Source organism: Pseudomonas sp. WS 5078, assembly GCF_012985745.1.
GTDB lineage: Bacteria > Pseudomonadota > Gammaproteobacteria > Pseudomonadales > Pseudomonadaceae > Aquipseudomonas > Aquipseudomonas lundensis_A.
Genome location: NZ_JAAQWX010000007.1, coordinates 152,061 through 168,004 on the forward strand (window position 1 = coordinate 152,061; position 15,944 = coordinate 168,004).

Annotated in this window: 20 protein-coding genes and 1 tRNA gene; 8 read left to right on the plus strand and 13 right to left on the minus strand. The window is 54.7% G+C overall.

The genetic code is table 11. From position 1 onward, the window contains the following. The first annotated feature begins 67 nt into the window (after nt 1–67). Nucleotides 68–1,072 carry an RNA polymerase sigma factor RpoS gene (gene rpoS, locus HBN68_RS11835; RefSeq protein ID WP_094992403.1) on the plus strand — a complete coding sequence of 335 codons (1,005 nt, stop codon included), beginning with the start codon at nt 68–70 and terminating at the stop codon, nt 1,070–1,072. A 683-nt stretch (nt 1,073–1,755) separates the two neighbouring features. On the opposite strand, the gene HBN68_RS11840 is transcribed toward rpoS, so the two are convergent. The 3 genes from HBN68_RS11840 to HBN68_RS11850 are packed head-to-tail and all read right to left on the minus strand — an operon-like array spanning nt 1,756 to nt 4,303. Continuing rightward, nucleotides 1,756–2,805 (minus strand): alkene reductase, encoded by a 1,050-nt coding sequence (locus HBN68_RS11840; RefSeq protein WP_094992402.1) that lies wholly within the window; start codon nt 2,803–2,805, stop codon nt 1,756–1,758. 17 nt (nt 2,806–2,822) lie between these two features. Further along, nucleotides 2,823–3,989, minus strand: coding sequence for an MFS transporter (locus tag HBN68_RS11845; protein WP_094992401.1), 1,167 nt, complete (start codon nt 3,987–3,989; stop codon nt 2,823–2,825). 11 nt (nt 3,990–4,000) lie between these two features. Beyond that, nucleotides 4,001–4,303 carry a metalloregulator ArsR/SmtB family transcription factor gene (locus tag HBN68_RS11850; protein ID WP_094992400.1) on the minus strand — a complete coding sequence of 101 codons (303 nt, stop codon included), beginning with the start codon at nt 4,301–4,303 and terminating at the stop codon, nt 4,001–4,003. A 156-nt stretch (nt 4,304–4,459) separates the two neighbouring features. Between HBN68_RS11850 and HBN68_RS11855 the strand changes: the two genes are divergently transcribed. Further along, entirely contained in the window at nt 4,460–5,038 is a 579-nt protein-coding gene (locus tag HBN68_RS11855) for an ACP phosphodiesterase (protein ID WP_169964201.1), read from the plus strand. Here HBN68_RS11855 and HBN68_RS11860 read toward each other — a convergent pair. After that, the gene (locus HBN68_RS11860) at nt 5,020–5,865 is read right to left on the minus strand and encodes a lysophospholipid acyltransferase family protein (protein WP_169964203.1); all 846 of its coding nucleotides are present in this window, start codon (nt 5,863–5,865) and stop codon (nt 5,020–5,022) included. The genes HBN68_RS11855 and HBN68_RS11860 overlap by 19 nt on opposite strands. Next, nucleotides 5,865–6,620: an L-ornithine N(alpha)-acyltransferase gene (olsB, locus tag HBN68_RS11865; protein ID WP_094992397.1), complete on the minus strand. Its 756-nt coding sequence runs from the start codon at nt 6,618–6,620 to the stop codon at nt 5,865–5,867. The genes HBN68_RS11860 and olsB overlap by 1 nt, the downstream gene beginning before the upstream one ends. A gap of 262 nt (nt 6,621–6,882) precedes the next feature. Between olsB and HBN68_RS11870 the strand changes: the two genes are divergently transcribed. The 4 genes from HBN68_RS11870 (at nt 6,883) to HBN68_RS11885 (ending at nt 10,759) form a co-directional block, all read left to right on the plus strand. After that, nucleotides 6,883–7,473: a YceI family protein gene (locus HBN68_RS11870; protein WP_094992396.1), complete on the plus strand. Its 591-nt coding sequence runs from the start codon at nt 6,883–6,885 to the stop codon at nt 7,471–7,473. Between the two features lies 1 nt (nt 7,474). Further along, nucleotides 7,475–8,629 carry a phosphatidylserine/phosphatidylglycerophosphate/cardiolipin synthase family protein gene (locus HBN68_RS11875; RefSeq protein ID WP_094992395.1) on the plus strand — a complete coding sequence of 385 codons (1,155 nt, stop codon included), beginning with the start codon at nt 7,475–7,477 and terminating at the stop codon, nt 8,627–8,629. Nucleotides 8,630–8,751: 122 nt separating this feature from the next. Then, nucleotides 8,752–9,387 carry a LysE family transporter gene (locus HBN68_RS11880; RefSeq protein ID WP_094992394.1) on the plus strand — a complete coding sequence of 212 codons (636 nt, stop codon included), beginning with the start codon at nt 8,752–8,754 and terminating at the stop codon, nt 9,385–9,387. Nucleotides 9,388–9,472: 85 nt separating this feature from the next. Then, complete coding sequence (locus HBN68_RS11885) at nt 9,473–10,759, plus strand: diguanylate cyclase (protein WP_094992393.1); 1,287 nt, start codon at nt 9,473–9,475, stop codon at nt 10,757–10,759. A 54-nt stretch (nt 10,760–10,813) separates the two neighbouring features. Here the strand turns inward: HBN68_RS11885 and HBN68_RS11890 are convergent. The 4 genes from HBN68_RS11890 to HBN68_RS11905 form a co-directional block, all read right to left on the minus strand. Then, nucleotides 10,814–10,887: transfer RNA gene (locus tag HBN68_RS11890), tRNA-Gly, on the minus strand. Nucleotides 10,888–10,988: 101 nt separating this feature from the next. Further along, a complete protein-coding gene (locus HBN68_RS11895) occupies nt 10,989–11,837 on the minus strand; it encodes an alpha/beta hydrolase (protein ID WP_094995182.1) in 849 nt (282 codons plus the stop codon). A gap of 103 nt (nt 11,838–11,940) precedes the next feature. Continuing rightward, nucleotides 11,941–12,633, minus strand: a complete 693-nt coding sequence (locus HBN68_RS11900) for a pseudouridine synthase (protein ID WP_169964274.1) — start codon at nt 12,631–12,633, stop codon at nt 11,941–11,943. A 33-nt stretch (nt 12,634–12,666) separates the two neighbouring features. Then, on the minus strand, nt 12,667–12,891 hold the full coding sequence (locus tag HBN68_RS11905; RefSeq protein ID WP_169964206.1) for a cysteine-rich CWC family protein: 225 nt from the start codon (nt 12,889–12,891) through the stop codon (nt 12,667–12,669). Nucleotides 12,892–13,040: 149 nt separating this feature from the next. Here HBN68_RS11905 and ung point away from each other — a divergent pair, with 149 nt between their 5' ends. Beyond that, entirely contained in the window at nt 13,041–13,733 is a 693-nt protein-coding gene (ung, locus tag HBN68_RS11910; RefSeq protein ID WP_094995185.1) for a uracil-DNA glycosylase, read from the plus strand. Nucleotides 13,734–13,829: 96 nt separating this feature from the next. Here the strand turns inward: ung and HBN68_RS11915 are convergent, their stop codons facing one another. Beyond that, nucleotides 13,830–14,189: a hypothetical protein gene (locus HBN68_RS11915; RefSeq protein WP_094995186.1), complete on the minus strand. Its 360-nt coding sequence runs from the start codon at nt 14,187–14,189 to the stop codon at nt 13,830–13,832. After that, nucleotides 14,186–14,452, minus strand: coding sequence for an ogr/Delta-like zinc finger family protein (locus tag HBN68_RS11920; protein WP_094995187.1), 267 nt, complete (start codon nt 14,450–14,452; stop codon nt 14,186–14,188). The genes HBN68_RS11915 and HBN68_RS11920 overlap by 4 nt, the downstream gene beginning before the upstream one ends. A 333-nt stretch (nt 14,453–14,785) precedes the next feature. Here HBN68_RS11920 and HBN68_RS11925 point away from each other — a divergent pair, with 333 nt between their 5' ends. After that, nucleotides 14,786–15,187: a helix-turn-helix domain-containing protein gene (locus HBN68_RS11925; protein ID WP_094995188.1), complete on the plus strand. Its 402-nt coding sequence runs from the start codon at nt 14,786–14,788 to the stop codon at nt 15,185–15,187. Between the two features lie 18 nt (nt 15,188–15,205). Here HBN68_RS11925 and HBN68_RS11930 read toward each other — a convergent pair whose 3' ends face one another. Together HBN68_RS11930 and HBN68_RS11935 are read right to left on the minus strand one after the other, a co-directional pair. After that, nucleotides 15,206–15,559, minus strand: a complete 354-nt coding sequence (locus HBN68_RS11930) for a hypothetical protein (protein WP_169964208.1) — start codon at nt 15,557–15,559, stop codon at nt 15,206–15,208. Nucleotides 15,560–15,677: 118 nt separating this feature from the next. Continuing rightward, nucleotides 15,678–15,929, minus strand: a complete 252-nt coding sequence (locus HBN68_RS11935; RefSeq protein ID WP_169964210.1) for a helix-turn-helix transcriptional regulator — start codon at nt 15,927–15,929, stop codon at nt 15,678–15,680. Nucleotides 15,930–15,944: the final 15 nt, after the last annotated feature.

The following is a 15,944-nucleotide window of genomic DNA, read 5'->3' on the forward strand; positions in this document are numbered from 1 at the left end:
GGCTCCAGCTTTGCCAAGGATCAGGCGACGCTAGAGCTTGAGGTCGAACTCAACAAAGGACTATAAAATGGCTCTCAACAAAGAAGCGCCGGGGTTTGACATCGACGATGAGGTGCTCCTTATGGACCCTGATATCGTCATGGACTCGATGTCAGAAGAAGATGCTTCAACCCCAGCAGTTCGTACCAAGTCCAAAAGCTCATCTGCTTTAAAGCAGCACAAGTACATTGATTACACCAGGGCGCTTGATGCGACTCAGTTGTATCTCAATGAAATCGGTTTTTCCCCGTTACTCTCTCCCGAAGAGGAAGTCCATTTTGCGCGTTTGTCGCAAAGCGGAGATCCGGCCGGGCGTAAGCGCATGATTGAAAGTAACTTGCGGCTGGTCGTGAAAATTGCCCGTCGTTATGTCAACCGTGGGCTATCGCTGCTCGACCTGATTGAGGAGGGCAACCTGGGCCTTATTCGGGCAGTCGAGAAATTTGATCCCGAACGCGGGTTCCGCTTCTCGACATATGCCACCTGGTGGATCCGCCAAACGATTGAACGGGCGATCATGAACCAGACCCGCACTATTCGTTTACCGATCCATGTCGTTAAAGAACTCAACGTCTATCTGCGAGCAGCGCGTGAACTGACGCAAAAGCTCGATCACGAACCTTCCCCTGAAGAAATCGCCAATCTGCTCGAAAAACCCGTTGCTGAAGTCAAGCGCATGCTGGGCCTCAATGAGCGAGTGTCCTCGGTGGATGTTTCTTTGGGTCCTGATTCCGATAAAACCCTGCTCGATACCCTGACGGATGATCGTCCTACAGATCCTTGTGAACTGTTGCAGGACGATGATTTGTCGCAAAGCATTGATCAGTGGCTGTCGGAGCTGACCGATAAGCAGCGTGAGGTGGTCATTCGCCGCTTCGGGCTGCGAGGCCATGAAAGCAGTACGCTTGAAGATGTAGGACTGGAAATTGGCCTGACGCGTGAGCGTGTACGCCAGATTCAGGTAGAAGGATTGAAGCGCTTGCGCGAGATTCTTGAACGTAATGGACTTTCCAGCGAATCATTGTTCCAGTAAGTCTTGTAGCACCCAGAACCCCGGCTAAAAGCCGGGGTTTTTTTATGCGTCACACTCGTTATGTTCATGGACATTCGGAGTGGAGTGGATCTCTTTATCACCTCTATCGGTAGGAAAAAGTCACTAGTTATGGCATGCATTTCCCGCGGAGGTCTAAGACTTTGGTATTTGAAGTGAAGTGTCAGCGGAAAAAATGGTTTTTTGGTTCGCTGTTTTGTAAGCCATTACTTACTCTTTTTGTAAGTGAAAGGTTGGTGAAAGGTTGAGTGATCAGATTTTCTTACGCTGTTTAATATTTAACTATCTGATATTAATAGTATTTTCTGTTTATTCGGGTTCGGCCGTGTAATAAAAATCTATATCTGGTGTGCTTGCAGCAAGTTTGGAAATCTCTAATATCAGAACTGTATCGACGGATCGATACAGCGCTCAAGGATGGACGTTGAAGGACATCGCAGGACGCGATTCATCAGGATGATGAAAGGGAAAAAAGGGATTAGGGAATAAATGTGGGCGGGTCAAACCGCCCCTTTTTTATCTGGTATCAATGCCATAGACGGACGTTTGCACTCTGTGAACCATGTCTGCGTGTTACCCCCCTTATTAAAAGCAAAACGCCCAAGGTCAATCAGGCCTTGGGCGTTTTTTATGGCGTACCTAAAGTCGCAATACGCTTGGGCGGCTTACAACGTCGGGTAGTCGATGTAGCCTTCCGGTCCATGGGAGTAGAAAGTTTGCGGGTGGGCCTCATTGAGCGGGGCGTGCGCCTTGAAACGTTCAGGCAAGTCCGGGTTGGCGATGTAAGGCACGCCAAAGGCCACGGCGTCTGCTTTGCCAGCAGCCAGCAATGCGTTGGCGCTGTCTTGGGTAAAACGCTCATTAGCGATGTAAGGGCCGCCAAAGGCCTCTTTCAATTGCGGGCCCAGGCTGTCGGGACCTTCTGCTTCACGTGAGCAGATGAATGCGATACCGCGTTTGCCCAGTTCCCGTGCGACATAGCCAAAGGTTTCAGCCAGGTTCTCATCGCCCATATCGTGCAGGTCTGCCCGAGGCGACAAGTGCACACCCACACGACCCGGTCCCCAGACGCTGATAGCGGCGTCAGTCACTTCCAGCAGCAGGCGGGCACGGTTTTCCACTGAACCGCCGTACTGATCCGTGCGCTTGTTCGTGCTGCTCTGCAGGAACTGATCGAGCAAATACCCATTGGCGCCGTGAATCTCGACGCCATCAAACCCAGCGGCCTTGGCGTTTTCAGCACCGGTACGGTACGCCTCGACAATATCGGCAATCTCTGCTGTTTCCAGTGCACGCGGCGTGGGGAAATCAACTTTCGGACGCACCAGGCTGACATGGCCTTTAGCAGCAATAGCGCTCGGTGCAACCGGCGTATCGCCGTTCAAATAGGTGGGGTGGGAGATGCGCCCCACGTGCCACAGTTGCAGGAAGATGCGCCCGCCCGCTTGATGCAGTGCTTTCGTGATATTGGTCCAGCCACGTACCTGAGCGTCAGACCAGATTCCCGGAGTGTCCGGGTAGCCAACGCCCATCGGTGTCACTGACGTTGCCTCGCTGAGGATCAGGCCAGCGGAGGCACGTTGTACGTAGTATTCAGCCATCAGCGCATTGGGTACGCGGCCTTCATCGGCGCGGCAGCGGGTCAGCGGCGCCATGATGATGCGGTTGGGCAGTTCCAGCTCGCCCAGTTTGATGGGGTCGAAAAGGGTGGTCATGTCTGTAACCTCTCGTATCAGTGTGTGGCAGTGGCCAGTTCGGGATTACCGCCCTGGCGAAAAGTAATCAGGGTCACCAACAACGCCAGGACCGCCAGCGCTGCGGCAGCCAGCGGCACGCTGGTCAGGCCGAAGCCGTGGGCTATCACGCTGCCGCCTACCCAGGCTCCCAATGCGTTACCGATGTTGAATGCGCCGATGTTCAGGGTTGAAACCAGATTGGGGGCGGCTTTGCCGAACGTCACGACGTTGACTTGCAGCGCCGGTACGGCCGCAAACGAGGCGGTGGCCCAGAGGAACAAGGTGATTTCGGTTGGAATCACGGCCACGCTGGTCCAGGTCAGGACAGTCGATATCACGGCCATGGCGATGAAGACGCCAATCAGTGTGGCCGCCAGCCGCTTGTCAGCCAGTTTGCCGCCGATAATATTGCCGACGGTGAGGCCAAGACCGATCAGTAGCAGGGTCCAGGTCACGCCCCGCGGTGACACGCCAGTAACGTCGCCCAGTAACGGCGCCACGTAAGTGAACAGGGTGAACATCGACGCCGCAAACAAAGCGGTCATGCTCAGGGACAGCCAGATGCCAGCGCCTTTGAGCGCTCTGAGCTCTGCTTGCATGTCGAGTTTTTCTTCGTCACGCCTGGTTGGCAAGAAACGGATCAGGCCAATCAGTGCGACCACACCGATGACGGTGACGGCGAAGAATGTCGAGCGCCATCCAGCGGCTTGCCCCAGCGCGGTACCCAAGGGCACGCCCAGCACGTTTGCCAGTGTCAGACCGGTGAACATCAGGGCGACGGCAGAGGCGCGTTTGTTGGCTGGCACCAGCCCCGCGGCCACGACCGAGCCAATGCCGAAAAAAGCGCCATGGCAAAGTGCTGTGACTACGCGGGCAAACATCAGTACGTTGTAATCGCTGGCCACTGCGCACAGCAGGTTGCCGACGATAAAAATGCCCATTAATGCCACCAGCGCGGCCTTGCGTGGCAGTTTGGCAGTCGCCAGCGCCATGAACGGCGCGCCGATGGCCACGCCCAACGCGTAACCGGTTACCAGCCAGCCAGCACCGGGAATGGACACACCAAGGTCGGCAGCGACATCGGGCAACAAGCCCATGATGACGAACTCAGTGGTCCCGATAGCGAAGGCACTGAGCGCCAGGATAAGGAGCGAGAGGGGCATGAAAATCCTTGTTAAAGCGTTTGGTTGAATTGTTCGAGGAAGGCTCGGATGGTGTCTTCGTTACGTTTGAAAAAGTGCCATTGGCCGTGCTTTTGGCTAGTAATCAGGCCAGCGCGTTGTAACGTTGCCAGGTGTGCTGACACCGTTGACTGAGACAGGCCGCAGTGCTGGTCAAATTGACCTGCGCACACTCCGTGCTCGGTGGAGTGCAGTTGATCGGGAAATGATTTTTCCGGTTCTTTAAGCAGGTGAAGGATTTCTCGGCGTACTGGGTGTGCCAGCGCTTTTATTATTTCGTCGAGGTCGATGTTCATGGTGGCAGTGCTCAATGAGTTACAACGTTATATCGCGATGAAGCGAACTTTAAATCGTAATATCGCGATATACAAATATGATTTTGATCTGATATCAGTACAAATCGGTATATCGGGTTATAACGATATTGGAGGTGCAGTGCTAAACTGCGCGCCATGAATTATCTCGCACATCTGCACCTTGGCGGCCAGCGCCCTGAAGAATTACTCGGCAGCCTGTATGGCGACTTTGTCAAAGGACCGCTGCAAGGCGAATTCAGGCCGGGGATTGAGTCCGGCATTCAGTTGCACCGCAACATCGATGCCTTCACCGACGCTCACCCGCTGGTGACTCAGGCTCTGGCGCGGTTTAGTCGCACGCGGCGGCGGTATGCAGGCATCGTTCTCGACGTGTTCTTCGACCATTGCCTGGCCCGCGATTGGGGGCACTATGCCGACGTGCCGCTGGAGCGCTTCACGGCGGGGTTTTATCGTGTGCTGGGTGCCGAGCCGCAGTTGCCCGGTCGATTGGCCGTCATTGCCCCGCACATGGCAGCTCATGACTGGTTGGGTTCTTATCGGGACTATCAAACGTTGGGACGGGTATTTACCGGGATTGCCCAACGCCTGTCGCGCCCTCAGGAATTGGCGGGTGCCATGCAGGACCTGGATGCGCTGTATCAGCCTTTAAGCCAAGACTTTCGAGCGTTCTACCCTGAGCTACAGGCTTACGCCGCTCATGCGCTGAGCCGCTGAGCCGCTGAGCGGGTGACCGCGCCTTGAGTTAGCGATGCAGTAACAAACCCGCCTGGGCTGTACTCGCAGGCCCCGTCTGTGGGGGGGGCCGCGAGCACGCGTTCGATGGCTTGTTGCGCACGGAAAGCGAGGACTGCCCGTTCCTGATGCAGGCACGCTATGGGTTCGAGCAGGTGGATCTCCACGTCAGCCGTGTCGTGACTGAACAACCGCCTCAGATGCGATAGCAAATCGTCATTGCCTATAAAGGGCGCAATCGGGTCAGTCGTGCCTTCACGCAGATAACGAATCGCTACAGGTTGCAGGTGCGCGCCGCTGTCGATGGCCGCTGACAGCAGTCGGCCATGGAACGTGCGTACGCAGCGGCCATCCGTCGTGGTGCCCTCGGGAAACATCAGCAGCGGCAAGCCCTGACTCAAATGGTGACTCATCTGTTGGCGGATCAATTGGCTGTCGCCAGCACCGCGCCGGATAAACAGACTGCCAGCCTTGACGGCCAGCCATCCTGCGACTGGCCAGCCGCGCACCTCGGCTTTCGACAAAAATGACAGTGGCGTCAATTGGCCGAGCAGGGCGATGTCGGTCCATGACACATGGTTGCTGACCCACAGCATCGAGGCGTCCGGTAACTGGCCGAACACTTTGATGCGAAAGGGCAGGGCATTGCTCAGGCGCGCCATGAAAAACTGCGACCAGCACTGGCGCCTGTGCTGGGTACTGGAGAGTTTCAGGCGTTCCATCATGGCAAACACGCTGGCCATGCCCAGCCCCAGACCCACTACGCTCAATACGCGGATCATTCGGCCATAACGGCGTATGCGGCCCATTACATGGCCGCCTTGAAGTGTCGGGCGTAACGCGGGCACAGCTCGTCTCGTTTAAGCAAAATGAATACATCTGCCACCTGGAAGTCCTCATCCCAGCAAGGTTCGCCGCATATTTTCGCTCCCAAACGCATATAAGCCTTGAGCAGTGGTGGCATTTCGGCGATGACGTTGGTGGGTATTTCCTGTTTAGGAATCGGATTTTTCGGCTCGGCGCGTAGGTGTTCCGTGCACAGGTAACGTTCACGCAAGCGCTGCATGATGGCGTGGGCTTGAACGCCTCCGTCCTGCATCGGGATGCTCGCGCAGCCCATCAGGTAACAGTAATTGCCCTGGTTGAGGACTTCCGCCAATTCGCCCCACAGCACGGCGATGGTCCCGCCATTTCGGTAGGCAAGGTCGACGCAGGTTCGCCCGATTTCAAGGACTGGCCCCTGCAGGTGCGCCAGCCCGTGCAGGTTGAATTCTTCTTCGCTGTAAAAGTGCCCGATACTGCGGGCCGCCGTGTGGTCCAGCAGCCGCGTGGTGGCGACCAGATGGCCGCTGTTCAGATCGCGCACGCCGATGTGTGCGCAATGCCTGTCGAAGTCGTCCTGATCGAGGCCGCCTTCTTCTCCTTTCAGCTTGGCCTTGAGCTCATCACTGAATACCCGGAAACGCAGGGCCTGTGCCTCGCGCAACGCTTCGGGGCCGATCAGGCGTTCGGCCTGCAGGCGTCGTTCTTGAGCGGTGTCGCGAATGCGGGCGATTTGAGACATTGCGAATCTCCATGCAGGCCTGTGCCCGCCGAGGGTGACTGCCAATCGACTGAGGGGTGCAACGTCAGGCTAGGCAGGTGCAATGTCATCGCCATGACAATTGGGTGATGCTTGCATGACAGACGCTGCGCCGCTCTGCGCCTGATGAACTGTTGGAGTCGGCTGGCGTCCTACCCCATAAGCTAAAAAAATCCCTCGCATCGCTTGCATGTGCCCCGGCTCGGGGTAATGTTCGCCCACGTCTAATTGCTGAAGAGTTCTTATGTTTAAAGCGTGTTTGTCTTCTGTGTGCGCGATCTTGCTGACCCTGGGCGTAAGCCTGTCCGCGCAAGCCAATTGGTACCTGGATGGCGAGTCGTCGCGGCTATCGTTTATCACCACGCAAAATGCCAACGTTGCCAATGTGCATCGTTTTTTGGTTTTGCACGGCAAAGTAGATCGCAAAGGGCTGGCGCAATTGAGGATCGAGATGGATTCGATCAACAGCGCGGTGCCGTTGCTGGACGAGCGCATGCGTGATGTGTTGTTCGATTTCAAGCACTTTCCTGAAGCACAAATCACTGCGCAAATTGACCTTCAACCGATTAACGACCTGGCGCCGGGCGCACAGTTTGAGCTGCGTTTGCCGGTCACGGTCAGCTTGCGTGGCAAACAGCACACCTATGATGCTGAGCTGCTGGCCACCCGCCTGGATGAACACCGGTTTCAAGTGGTAACGCTGGAACCGCTGGTGGTGCAGGCCGAGGATTTCGGTTTGCAGCCCGCGCTTGAAACACTGCGCAAACTGGCGGGCTTGTCCGCAATCAGTTTTTCAGTGCCGGTGGGTGCGGTCTTGATCTTCACGGCCCGTTGAGATGGCCGGCGCAGTGTTTCCATGGCGCGACGCCAATCAGTTCGAGTTGCTGATCGACGGCCCGCAATTCTTCCCGCGTATGCTCGCTGCGATGGCCGACGCCCAGACACACATTGACCTTGAGCTTTATCTCGTCGAAAGCGGCGCGTGTGCCGAGGCCATTGTGGTCGCGCTGGAGCAGGCCGCCGCGCGCGATGTGCGCGTGCGTTGCCTGTTCGACGGGTATGGCAGCCTGGCATTTACCCTGGGGCTGCGTCGCAGGCTGATTGATGCCGGGGTAGAGCTGCGCTTCTACAACGGCATCAGTTGGCGCAAAGGCCTGAATAATCTGTATCGCGATCATCGAAAGCTGTTGCTGGTCGATCAACGATTAGCCGTGGTCGGTGGTACGGGTGTGACAGATGAGTTTTGGCAACCCGACACCAACACCTGCGACTGGCATGAAGTAATGGTCGAAATTCAAGGGCCCTTGGTGTTGGATTGGCAGATGCTGTTTGACCGCCAATGGCGCGCCAACATCAGTCGCAAAGCCTGGAAACCCGCCACGCACTTCGGGTTACCTCATTTACCCAGGGTGCCCACCATGGGCGCAGGCATGGGCCGTGTTGCCTACGCGGACGCTCACCAGCATCGCGATATTTTGAAGTCGCTGGTCAGGGCTATTAACAGCGCACAGCAGCGTATCTGGCTGGCAACGCCTTACTTCTTGCCGACCTGGCAAGTGCGCCGGTCACTGCGCCGGGCTGCCAACCGGGGCGTGGATGTGCGTTTGTTGCTCACCGGCCCCCGCACCGACCACCCTTCGGTACGTTATGCCGGGCATCGTTATTACCCGCGCCTGCTCAAGTCGGGTGTAAAGATCTATGAATACCAACCGTGTTTTTTGCACCTGAAAATGGTGCTGATCGATGAATGGGTCAGCATAGGTTCGTGCAATTTTGATCACTGGAACCTGCACTTCAACCTCGAAGCCAATCTGGAGGCGCTGGACCCGGCGCTGACTCAGGCCGTAGCGGCAAGCTTTGTCACGGACTTTGCCCAGAGTCAGGCCGTCAGTTTGCAGGCGTGGCAATCGCGGCCTTTATGGCGGCGCGTCAAACAACGTGTCTGGGGGTGGGTGGATCGGCTCGTGGTGAACCTGGTGGGGCGTCGCTAGCTGTTTTACCCGGCGAGCAACTGTTTTGCTCAATACGGTTACATAACGTTTCAGAACGTGCAAAATCAAGCGGCCTCATGGGCACTTGGAGAGCGTGAGCAGGATTTCTGGAGCGTTTTTGCATGACACCTTCGTTGTTGTTGGCAGTACTGGCCTCGGGCTTCATTTATGGCATCACGCCGGGGCCGGGTGTTTTGGCAGTGTTTGGCATCGGCGCTGCCCGTGGTCGCCGCGCGGGTGCGGGTTTCTTGTGCGGGCATCTGCTGGGCGATGTGATTTGGTGCAGCACCGCACTGGTCGCCATTGTCGGTGCCCGGGAGTTTGGCAGTACCGCATTCAACGTCCTGGGTTTGCTCAGCGGCCTCTACCTTTTCTGGCTGGGCTTGCGTGCCGTGCGTGCACAGCCTGGCAGCGGGGCGCAGCAGGGTCCTGCCCGCCAGCCTTTTGCCCACGGCATTTTCTTCGGCTTGACCAACCCCAAAGCCTATCCCGTTGCCGTTGCTACGTTCACGGCCTTGCTTTCCAGTCGCGCCGAGTTGCTCACTTGGGCGATGTTGCCGTGGTTAATTGCCCTCAGTTTCGTGGGCGGAGCGGCGGCCTATGCCATTCTGGTCGGGATTGTCGGGGCCGGACACGTTCGCGCGCTGTATCAGCGCCATCAATTACTGATTACGCGTTTGTGTGGCGTCATGTTCATCGGGTTTGCGGTCAGCGCATTGGCGCATGCATTACCCGGTTTATGGTTGAGTCTGGTGTGACCTGAGCTGCAAGGAAACAGCCGGGGGAAGTGGTGTGTGAAGAGGATGGAGTGTGAGGTTTTACCTTCTGGCTTAGAGCTGCCCAATGGATATTAAAAGCTACCTTTCTCAATCCAGTTTCATCGACCTGTTGCTTGATGCCGTGTGCGTGGTGGACCGTCAGGGGCGTTTTATCTTTGTAAGTGCTGCCTGCGAGCGCATCTTCGGGTACACCCAGGATGAACTGATCGGAACGTACATGATTGAGCTGGTGTTGCACGCTGATCGAGCGCGCACGTTGCAAGCGGCTCAGGAGGTCATGGGGGGCGAGCCCAAACTTAATTTTGAAAATCGCTACCTGCACAAAGACGGCCGGATCGTGCATATATTGTGGTCTGCCCGCTGGTCCGAGACCTGGCAGATGCGCATCGCCGTTGCGCGTGACATTACCGAGCGCAAGCACGCCGAATCGAGGCAGCAAGCGTTGTTTGATATCTCTGAGGCAGCCCATGGTGCTGAAGATTTGATGCAGCTTTTCAAGCGCGTGCACCTGCTCATCGGGCAATGGCTGCCCGCGTTGAATTTCTCCGTGGCCTTGTGGGATCAGGCTCAAGGTACGTTGAGCTTTCCCTATCACGTGGATGACCACCCGCAACGGCAAAAAAATGAAGCCCTTGAGTTAAGTGAGCACGTTATTCGTACCGGGCAACCGATGTTGCACAGTTTGCCGGATGCGCCTTCGAGGCTGTGTGTGCCGCTGGCGACGCAAAAGGGCATTATTGGCGCGCTGCTGGTTAAAAGCTCGCTGGGCCAAGAGCGCTATACCGAGCAGCATCAAGAGCTGCTGCAATATGTGTCGACTCAAGTGGCTGCAGCGATTGAGCGCAAGCAATTACATGCCCGCTTGCAGTACTTGGCGCAGTACGATCCCCTGACACAACTTTACAACCGCGAATCACTGTATGAACGGCTCGACCGGGCATTGGCCAAAGCGAGGCGAGAGCACGGATTTGTCGGCGTGTTGTATGTCGATCTGGATCATTTCAAGCAGATCAATGATCAATATGGACACGGCATCGGCGATTGCCTGCTGCAGCAGATTGCCAGGCGCATGAAACATTGCGTACGTGAAAGCGACACGGTGGCGAGGATGAGCGGGGATGAGTTCGTGGTCGTGCTGGATAACCTCAAGCATCCGGACCATGCACAGATTGTGTCGCAGAAAATTTGCCTGAACCTCGGTCAGCCATTACTTATCGAGGGCCATACCTTGCATGTGCTGCCCAGCATTGGGGTGGCGGTCTACCCGGATCACGGAGAGGTCGCGCAGCAATTGTTGCACCATGCCGATACGGTGATGTACAGCGTGAAGAAAAGTGGTCGGGCGGTGTAAGAAGGTACTGTACAGACATGTCGCTTTCTGAAGACTGAAAGCGCAAAGAAGAAGTGGAGCGGGTGAAGGGAATCGAACCCTCGTTATCAGCTTGGGAAGCTGGAGTAATGCCATTATACGACACCCGCTCAGAGCGGCTGACTTTGTACCAGAAGCCGGCGCGGATGAGAAGTTTTAATTGTTTTTCCGTGACTCACGCCTTTGCGCATTCACCCGATGGTGGCATTACTCAGCCTGCCAATGAAAGGTGCTGCTCAGCGTTGAGGAAGTTCAGTACGGCGTTTTTTGTGTGGTGACTGGCGCACTTGTGCTCCATGTCCAGAAAATGCCCGGTGTTATCCACGATCACGAACTGGCTCTGGTTGATCGGCCGGGCGAATTGTCGCGCGTCTTTTGCTGCGGTGTATTCGTCCCATTCGCCATTGATGAATAACACCGGGATATCAATGCGTTCAGCGGCCTTGAGCCGACTCGCGTGATCACTGCTGAGCAAATGATCGATGTGGAAGTGCATTTGCGCGTATTCATGATCGGCAAGGGTGCTGATGTGACGAAAGTTGAAGCGTTTGAACAGGTGGGGCAAATGCTTGCCCAGTGTGTCGTTAACCAGATGGCCCAGCAGGGTGCCGTCGCCCGTAGCCAGCCCCTGACGACCCCGTTCCAGATAATCCTGCATGGCTGTATTGATCGCGGGTGAGAACGAACTGATCACGGCCTTCTCTATACGCCGTGGTTGTTCAGCCAGGGCCGCCAATGCAACCAGTCCGCCCCACGAAAACGACAACACGTAACGGGCGTTAAAGTGCTCGATCAATTCCAGCAACACCTGCGCTTCACGTTCATTGGTCAACAGGGACTGATGAGGGTTGTGGGCTTTTGACTGACCGGCATAAGGTTGGTCATACAGCACGACATTCAGCGCGGGATGCAGATTCTTGACTGTCTGGGCAAATGAGGCTGTTGTGGACATCGACCCGTTAACCAGGATGATCGTGCTGTGTGCCGAGTCGGATCGGTAATACTCGGTATGGATTCGGTACTGACCTTGAATATCCAGCACGGCGATTTCAGGCTTCATGGCGTCGGACTCCAGCGAATCGAGTGTCGGTCAATCCTAGAGTGGGCCCGGAATGTGACAGTCAATCGTGTCGGCACTGGTCATGCGTCAGGCGGATGCGGTCTCAAAACAATTCGACTTCTTGCGCTGTCAGTGCGCGGTATTGGCCTGGCGCCAGCTGTTCATCAAGGTTCAGCGACCCAATGCGCTCGCGGTGCAAGCGCACAACCTTGTTGTTGAAGTAGCCGAACATGCGTTTGACCTGATGATAGCGGCCCTCAACGATACTCAGCCGGGCACAACGTGGGCCAAGCAGGTGCAATTGGGCTGGCTGGGTGGTCAGGTCTTCAAATGCGAAATAAATACCTTGTTTGAACGTGACGGCATACGCGTCGGTTATCACATCCTCTGTTTCGACGTAATACACCTTGGGCAGCTTGGTTTCAGGTTGCGTCACCTGACGTGACCAGTGCCCATCGTTGGTAATCAGCATCAAGCCGCTGGTATTAAAGTCCAAGCGTCCGGCGATATGCAGGTCGTCCTTGTCCGGCTCGTCCAGCAAGTCGAGCACGGTGGGATGGTGCGGGTCTTGGGTGGCGCTGACGCAGCCGGGCGGCTTGTGCAGCATGAAATACCGCGCGGGTTTGCCGACTTGCAGCAATTGCCCGTCGCACTCAACTCGACTGAAGGCCCGCACCTCATGATGAGGATCGCTGATGATCCGGTCATCGACCTGAACGCGCTTCTCGATCAGCAACAGGCGCACCTGCTTGCGGTTGAATTGCGGCAAGTTACTGAGGAAACGGTCTAAACGCATAGCCATCGATCACATGAAAACCCGGCGGGTATCTTAACGGCTGGCGTCGGGAATCGTTGCGGGAAGTTGTTCAAGCACACCGGCGCACCGCGGGCATAGACAGGCCGCATGGCGCAGTTCGGCAGGCAAAGCCTCAATGACGCAGGGATCGAGGGTGACGCCAAAACACCAACATGCGTTTGTCGGCACTTCGTTGTTGCTGACCATCGAGCAATCATTGCTGGCGCCGCAGGCGGGGCACAGAGCGGGTGTTGACATGGCAAGTCCAGTAAAACCGAAGGGGCTGGTCGCTCTTTATACAGCAGTTGGTCAGCCTTGATTGCCATCAGCGACATACTTGCCTGATTGCATTGACAAGGCGGGTGGGCTTTTTTAGTGTCCGCACCATTGTTTTTCGAGATGTAGCCATGACGCTGGACGACCGTATAAAACTTGAACCTCTGTGGAAGCAAGCGTTGCGCGAGGAGTTCGAAAAACCCTATATGGGCGAGCTGCGTGAATTCCTGCGTCAGGAGCATGCTGCGGGCAAAGAAATTTATCCGCCGGGGCCCCTGATTTTCAATGCTCTGAATTCAACGCCGTTGGACAAGGTCAAAGTCGTGATTCTGGGGCAGGACCCTTACCATGGCCCGGGTCAGGCTCATGGGTTGTGTTTTTCGGTGCAGCGCGGCGTGCCTGCGCCCCCTTCGCTGGTCAACATCTATAAAGAACTCAAACGTGATTTGAACATCGATATTCCTTCGCATGGCTGTTTGCAGTCATGGGCCGATCAGGGGGTGTTGCTGCTCAACACAACCATGACAGTGGAGCGCGCGAACGCGGCTTCTCACGCCAAAAAAGGCTGGGAGCACTTCACCGACCGGATTATCCAGGTCGTCAGCGAAACGCAGCCCAAGTTGGTGTTTCTGCTGTGGGGGGCACATGCGCAGAGCAAACAAAAACTGATTGATGCCACTAAGCATTTGGTGCTGACCTCTGTGCATCCTTCGCCGCTATCGGCTTACCGAGGCTTTATTGGGAACGGACATTTTAGCCGCACCAACAAGTTTCTAACGCAAAACGGTTTAACGCCCATTCATTGGACATTACCCGCCGATTGATCAGCGACGAGTGAATTGAGTGGTCAGATGCCCACGACATGACACACCAGGTGTGACGCCTGGTGTGTAAGTAATAACCTTTGAAGTTAGCGCGAATTACACCAGTCGCATTCGACAATTGTCGGGTGCCTCAATGACTCTATCTACAATGGCTTTAATCGGTACGGCCCACGTCATTCCGTTTTCAGGATCTGTAATAACGGCCAGATGTTCAGTACTGGCGCCCAAATCCAGCCGGCACCGCTCATCATTTATCTTGAGTTCACCGTACGCACGGCTGACCAGTTTCTGTGCTGTCGGAATGCTAAGGGCATATGCACTGATCAGATAGTTAACGGTTTTACAAAATAAAATTTGATCGTTTTCCGGGTGCATCGGTTGAAACTTGCGCAGGTAACTCAATGCCGATGCTTGTATCTGTTGCTCATCATCTTCGGTTGAATAGGCCGCCGTCATGGTGTTACTCCAGACGTGATATCGACGTTCTGAATAGCTGCGCGACGCAGGTCCTGATCGACATGCGGAAGACGTACATCAGGGTTGGGCATCCCGCTGGGTGATAGCTCATGGGTCATTTCGAATTCAGCTCGGACAGACCAGCCACAGGCTTCGGTGGTGCATTGCAAATAGGCAACACGTAAAAAAATATGTCGACCTTCACTGGTGCGAATCCGCATTTTGCTTAAGCAATGTGGGCAAACCATTTTATAGGTGCTCATGAGTGACTCCGATTAAACGTTGTTAAGTGCCAGTCGTTGTTGGCACGCGTATAGAAAAGACCACTCCTTTGATCTCGATGAGTGAGTGTCGGAACTAGTTTTAAAGAATGGTTCCAGAATTAAGTAAGTTTTTTATTATTGGCTTGTAGGACGTTTGATTTGTTTTTGTATGTGTTGTGATTTTTGTAGCGTAAAGCGGTTTGTGCGAGGGGGGAGTTGGTGTTGTCATTTTCGAAATATTTATAAGGTTGCAATTTTTTAATAATTTTGAAGTACTCAATGTGAGTAGATATTGAAGCAAAATCGCGCTGAGTCAAATTTGGATTATTCAAAATGAGTAACAAGAAATCAATTGAAGTACTTTTTAGGTTGAAACAAGTATTCGACGTCAAAACGGACTCTGATCTTTCAGGCGCCATGGGGGTTAGCCCTCAAACGCTGAGCACCTGGAAAGGGCGCTCAAAAATTCCCTATGCGCACTGCATAGAGCTGGCAGAGAAACATGATGTTTCTCTGGATTGGTTATTCAATGGTCGCGGTCCCATGCTGCTGTCGAATTGCTATCAGTCAGCGTCAGAAAATGACGTATTTAATGCCAGTGAGTTTAAGGTCTTAAAACTGTACCGCGCGTTGAATACCTTTAACCAAGGGTTGGCGCTGAGCGCTATGCAGGATCGTCAACACGTGCAGGGTTTGACGGAGCGCATAGAGATTTTGTCACAGCGCGTGGAGTAGTCAGTCCAGCCCATCGGATTACTTTCCCCCTCGTAACCGCCGTATCAGGTCGACAATATCGGTCACCTGAATCCAGTCAGTCAGTTTTCGGCTGAGGGGGATTACCACCAGGGCACATATAAACCCGCATACCCCTGGAGGAATGACGGGCAGGTAAAGTAACGCTACCGGTGAAAATAAATACCCCACACTGGCGCTGAGTAAAAAGCTCACTATTTTTTTGAATACGTTCTTGTTGCTGCGTGAACTTGCCACGAGCCATCCACCCAGGCATGCCCCCCAAAACATTTCATTGTTGATCATGTTTTCCAGCACAGGCAGGAACAGTTCAACGTATTTATTAATTAAATAAGTTACATGCTCGAGGGTCATGTCGGGACGCTCCTTGGTCGTGAAGAGGCAGATTCTCAGAACATCGTTTTAATGGTTTTCGTTAAATTAATGTATGGGTGTGTATTGTGAGTGGACCTTTGTTTGCGTTGTGACAGTGTTACAGGATGCCGAGTTGCAGTGCCTTTAATACTGCCGCGTGGCGGGAGTGGGTTCCGAACTTTGTTCGTAAGTTAAAAAAATGAAAGTTGATAGTGCTTACTGATCGGTGCATGACTTTGGCAATCTCTGCGGAGGTCATACCCTTGGCACAGCATTGCAGGATTTGTTGTTCGCGCGCTGTGGTTTTAGGGATGCAGGTGGCGTAATCATTGTTGCGTGACAACGATGGGTTTAACTCGTCCTGTTTCATTTGAAGGCCCGCACT

What these genes read in the sequence shown, in the direction of transcription:
- rpoS (WP_094992403.1), top strand. Translation starts at nt 68, where the DNA reads ATGGCTCTCAACAAAGAAGCGCCGGGGTTTGACATCGACGATGAGGTG.
- HBN68_RS11840 (WP_094992402.1), bottom strand. Translation starts at nt 2,805, where the DNA reads ATGACCACCCTTTTCGACCCCATCAAACTGGGCGAGCTGGAACTGCCC.
- HBN68_RS11845 (WP_094992401.1), bottom strand. Translation starts at nt 3,989, where the DNA reads ATGCCCCTCTCGCTCCTTATCCTGGCGCTCAGTGCCTTCGCTATCGGG.
- HBN68_RS11850 (WP_094992400.1), bottom strand. Translation starts at nt 4,303, where the DNA reads ATGAACATCGACCTCGACGAAATAATAAAAGCGCTGGCACACCCAGTA.
- HBN68_RS11855 (WP_169964201.1), top strand. Translation starts at nt 4,460, where the DNA reads ATGAATTATCTCGCACATCTGCACCTTGGCGGCCAGCGCCCTGAAGAA.
- HBN68_RS11860 (WP_169964203.1), bottom strand. Translation starts at nt 5,865, where the DNA reads ATGGGCCGCATACGCCGTTATGGCCGAATGATCCGCGTATTGAGCGTA.
- olsB (WP_094992397.1), bottom strand. Translation starts at nt 6,620, where the DNA reads ATGTCTCAAATCGCCCGCATTCGCGACACCGCTCAAGAACGACGCCTG.
- HBN68_RS11870 (WP_094992396.1), top strand. Translation starts at nt 6,883, where the DNA reads ATGTTTAAAGCGTGTTTGTCTTCTGTGTGCGCGATCTTGCTGACCCTG.
- HBN68_RS11875 (WP_094992395.1), top strand. Translation starts at nt 7,475, where the DNA reads ATGGCCGGCGCAGTGTTTCCATGGCGCGACGCCAATCAGTTCGAGTTG.
- HBN68_RS11880 (WP_094992394.1), top strand. Translation starts at nt 8,752, where the DNA reads ATGACACCTTCGTTGTTGTTGGCAGTACTGGCCTCGGGCTTCATTTAT.
- HBN68_RS11885 (WP_094992393.1), top strand. Translation starts at nt 9,473, where the DNA reads ATGGATATTAAAAGCTACCTTTCTCAATCCAGTTTCATCGACCTGTTG.
- HBN68_RS11895 (WP_094995182.1), bottom strand. Translation starts at nt 11,837, where the DNA reads ATGAAGCCTGAAATCGCCGTGCTGGATATTCAAGGTCAGTACCGAATC.
- HBN68_RS11900 (WP_169964274.1), bottom strand. Translation starts at nt 12,633, where the DNA reads ATGCGTTTAGACCGTTTCCTCAGTAACTTGCCGCAATTCAACCGCAAG.
- HBN68_RS11905 (WP_169964206.1), bottom strand. Translation starts at nt 12,891, where the DNA reads ATGTCAACACCCGCTCTGTGCCCCGCCTGCGGCGCCAGCAATGATTGC.
- ung (WP_094995185.1), top strand. Translation starts at nt 13,041, where the DNA reads ATGACGCTGGACGACCGTATAAAACTTGAACCTCTGTGGAAGCAAGCG.
- HBN68_RS11915 (WP_094995186.1), bottom strand. Translation starts at nt 14,189, where the DNA reads ATGACGGCGGCCTATTCAACCGAAGATGATGAGCAACAGATACAAGCA.
- HBN68_RS11920 (WP_094995187.1), bottom strand. Translation starts at nt 14,452, where the DNA reads ATGAGCACCTATAAAATGGTTTGCCCACATTGCTTAAGCAAAATGCGG.
- HBN68_RS11925 (WP_094995188.1), top strand. Translation starts at nt 14,786, where the DNA reads ATGAGTAACAAGAAATCAATTGAAGTACTTTTTAGGTTGAAACAAGTA.
- HBN68_RS11930 (WP_169964208.1), bottom strand. Translation starts at nt 15,559, where the DNA reads ATGACCCTCGAGCATGTAACTTATTTAATTAATAAATACGTTGAACTG.
- HBN68_RS11935 (WP_169964210.1), bottom strand. Translation starts at nt 15,929, where the DNA reads ATGAAACAGGACGAGTTAAACCCATCGTTGTCACGCAACAATGATTAC.